Annotated in this window: 17 tRNA genes and 4 rRNA genes; all 21 read right to left on the reverse strand. The window is 49.8% G+C overall.

The features are described 5' to 3' along the window. Positions 1-84 precede the first annotated feature (84 nt). Positions 85-168 (reverse strand) — tRNA-Tyr (locus CRO45_RS10405). A gap of 40 nt (positions 169-208) precedes the next feature. Continuing rightward, positions 209-324 (reverse strand): 5S ribosomal RNA (gene rrf, locus CRO45_RS10410). A gap of 6 nt (positions 325-330) precedes the next feature. Beyond that, a tRNA-Ile gene (locus tag CRO45_RS10415) sits at positions 331-407 on the reverse strand. 11 nt (positions 408-418) lie between these two features. Beyond that, positions 419-494: transfer RNA gene (locus CRO45_RS10420), tRNA-His, on the reverse strand. 22 nt (positions 495-516) lie between these two features. Further along, positions 517-600 (reverse strand) — tRNA-Tyr (locus CRO45_RS10425). A gap of 40 nt (positions 601-640) precedes the next feature. Then, positions 641-756, reverse strand: a 5S ribosomal RNA gene (gene rrf, locus CRO45_RS10430). Positions 757-762: 6 nt separating this feature from the next. Next, positions 763-839 (reverse strand) — tRNA-Ile (locus CRO45_RS10435). Positions 840-850: 11 nt separating this feature from the next. Continuing rightward, positions 851-924 (reverse strand) — tRNA-Gly (locus CRO45_RS10440). A gap of 3 nt (positions 925-927) precedes the next feature. After that, a tRNA-Phe gene (locus CRO45_RS10445) sits at positions 928-1003 on the reverse strand. A gap of 17 nt (positions 1004-1020) precedes the next feature. Continuing rightward, positions 1021-1096, reverse strand: a tRNA-Asp gene (locus CRO45_RS10450). Between the two features lie 27 nt (positions 1097-1123). Beyond that, positions 1124-1197 (reverse strand) — tRNA-Met (locus CRO45_RS10455). A gap of 20 nt (positions 1198-1217) precedes the next feature. Continuing rightward, positions 1218-1293, reverse strand: a tRNA-Ala gene (locus tag CRO45_RS10460). 28 nt (positions 1294-1321) lie between these two features. Beyond that, positions 1322-1398, reverse strand: a tRNA-Arg gene (locus tag CRO45_RS10465). A 24-nt stretch (positions 1399-1422) separates the two neighbouring features. Further along, positions 1423-1508: transfer RNA gene (locus tag CRO45_RS10470), tRNA-Leu, on the reverse strand. A gap of 84 nt (positions 1509-1592) precedes the next feature. Then, positions 1593-1664, reverse strand: a tRNA-Lys gene (locus CRO45_RS10475). 5 nt (positions 1665-1669) lie between these two features. Further along, positions 1670-1745 (reverse strand) — tRNA-Thr (locus tag CRO45_RS10480). Between the two features lie 4 nt (positions 1746-1749). Then, a tRNA-Val gene (locus tag CRO45_RS10485) sits at positions 1750-1825 on the reverse strand. Positions 1826-1838: 13 nt separating this feature from the next. Further along, a tRNA-Glu gene (locus CRO45_RS10490) sits at positions 1839-1913 on the reverse strand. Positions 1914-1947: 34 nt separating this feature from the next. After that, positions 1948-2022 (reverse strand) — tRNA-Asn (locus CRO45_RS10495). 9 nt (positions 2023-2031) lie between these two features. Continuing rightward, a 5S ribosomal RNA gene (rrf, locus tag CRO45_RS10500) occupies positions 2032-2147 on the reverse strand. A gap of 68 nt (positions 2148-2215) precedes the next feature. Then, positions 2216-2308, reverse strand: a 23S ribosomal RNA gene (locus CRO45_RS10505); the annotation flags it as partial.

Raw genomic sequence — 2308 nt, forward strand, 5'->3', positions numbered from 1 at the left:
GGAATCGAACCCACGAATGCCGGAACCACAATCCGGTGCGTTAACCACTTCGCCACAACCGCCATAGTTAAAGTTCAATTAAGATGGTGGAGAGGGACGGATTCGAACCGCCGAACCCGAAGGAGCGGATTTACAGTCCGCCGCGTTTAGCCACTTCGCTACCTCTCCATATGAATAAAAAAAGCAGCGATAGAATCGTGCTTTCATCGCCTAGCAATGTCCTACTCTCGCAGGGGGAAGCCCCCAACTACCATCGGCGCTAAAGAGCTTAACTTCCGTGTTCGGTATGGGAACGGGTGTGACCTCTTTGCCATTATTACTAGACTATTATGGTGGGCCTAAATGGACTTGAACCATCGACCTCACGCTTATCAGGCGTGCGCTCTAACCAGCTGAGCTATAGGCCCATAAAATAAATTGGAGCGGGTGATCGGAATCGAACCCACGAATGCCGGAACCACAATCCGGTGCGTTAACCACTTCGCCACAACCGCCATAGTTAAAGTTCAATTAAGATGGTGGAGAGGGACGGATTCGAACCGCCGAACCCGAAGGAGCGGATTTACAGTCCGCCGCGTTTAGCCACTTCGCTACCTCTCCATATGAATAAAAAAAGCAGCGATAGAATCGTGCTTTCATCGCCTAGCAATGTCCTACTCTCGCAGGGGGAAGCCCCCAACTACCATCGGCGCTAAAGAGCTTAACTTCCGTGTTCGGTATGGGAACGGGTGTGACCTCTTTGCCATTATTACTAGACTATTATGGTGGGCCTAAATGGACTTGAACCATCGACCTCACGCTTATCAGGCGTGCGCTCTAACCAGCTGAGCTATAGGCCCATAAAATAAATTGGAGCGGGTGATCGGAATCGAACCGACGACATCAGCTTGGAAGGCTGAGGTTTTACCATTAAACTACACCCGCAAATGGTGGGTCCGGACGGAATCGAACCGCCGACACTTTGAGCTTCAGTCAAATGCTCTACCAACTGAGCTACAGACCCAAGTATGAAATTATAAATGGCGGTCCCGACCGGGATCGAACCGGCGATCTCCTGCGTGACAGGCAGGCATGTTAACCGCTACACCACGGGACCAATATATAAACTTAGTAAATTAGTAAGTGGCGGCAGAGGGGATCGAACCCCCGACCTTACGGGTATGAACCGTACGCTCTAGCCAGCTGAGCTACGCCGCCATAATATATATTTAAAATATTGGTGGAGCCTAGCGGGATCGAACCGCTGACCTCCTGCGTGCAAGGCAGGCGCTCTCCCAGCTGAGCTAAGGCCCCATGAAAATTTATTAATCGATTTACTCTTTGGCGCGCCTGGCAGGAGTCGAACCCACAACCTTCTGATCCGTAGTCAGACGCTCTATCCAATTGAGCTACAGGCGCATAATTTTTGTATATCTTAAAAGATGCCGAGGACCGGAATCGAACCGGTACGGTAGTCACCTACCGCAGGATTTTAAGTCCTGTGCGTCTGCCAGTTCCGCCACCCCGGCGTATTGTAGCGGAAGAAGGTAATCTACCCTGCTATCCACACGCCTGATATGCTTTTACTAACACATTCATGGAATAATTTAAAGTGAGCCATGAAGGACTTGAACCTTCGACCCTCTGATTAAAAGTCAGATGCTCTACCACTGAGCTAATGGCTCATAAATGGTGCCGGCGATAGGAGTCGAACCCACGACCTACTGATTACAAGTCAGTTGCTCTACCAACTGAGCTACACCGGCATTATGGTGGAGGATGACGGGCTCGAACCGCCGACCCCCTGCTTGTAAGGCAGGTGCTCTCCCAGCTGAGCTAATCCTCCAACATATTAAAAATGGTGACCCGTACGGGATTCGAACCCGTGTTACCGCCGTGAAAGGGCGGTGTCTTAACCACTTGACCAACGGGCCAACTTTCTTTCCAAACTATTAAAAATAATATGTATGGCTCCGAAGGTAGGACTCGAACCTACGACCGATCGGTTAACAGCCGATTGCTCTACCACTGAGCTACTTCGGAATAATTTAAGCGAAGCGACGTCCTACTCTCACAGGGGGAAGCCCCCAACTACCATCGGCGCTAAAGAGCTTAACTTCCGTGTTCGGTATGGGAACGGGTGTGGCCTCTTTGCTATCGTCACTTCACTCAATATTTAATTGAGAGTTCGTTCTCTCAAAACTGGATAAAGACATTGAAAGCGTTCAAGTTTATTTTGGTTAAGTCCTCGATCGATTAGTATTCGTCAGCTCCATGTGTCACCACACTTCCACCTCGAACCTATCTACCTCATCGTCTTTGAGGGATC

It is taken from the genome of Ureibacillus acetophenoni (assembly GCF_900220965.1).
GTDB classification, from domain to species: Bacteria; Bacillota; Bacilli; order Bacillales_A; family Planococcaceae; genus Ureibacillus; species Ureibacillus acetophenoni.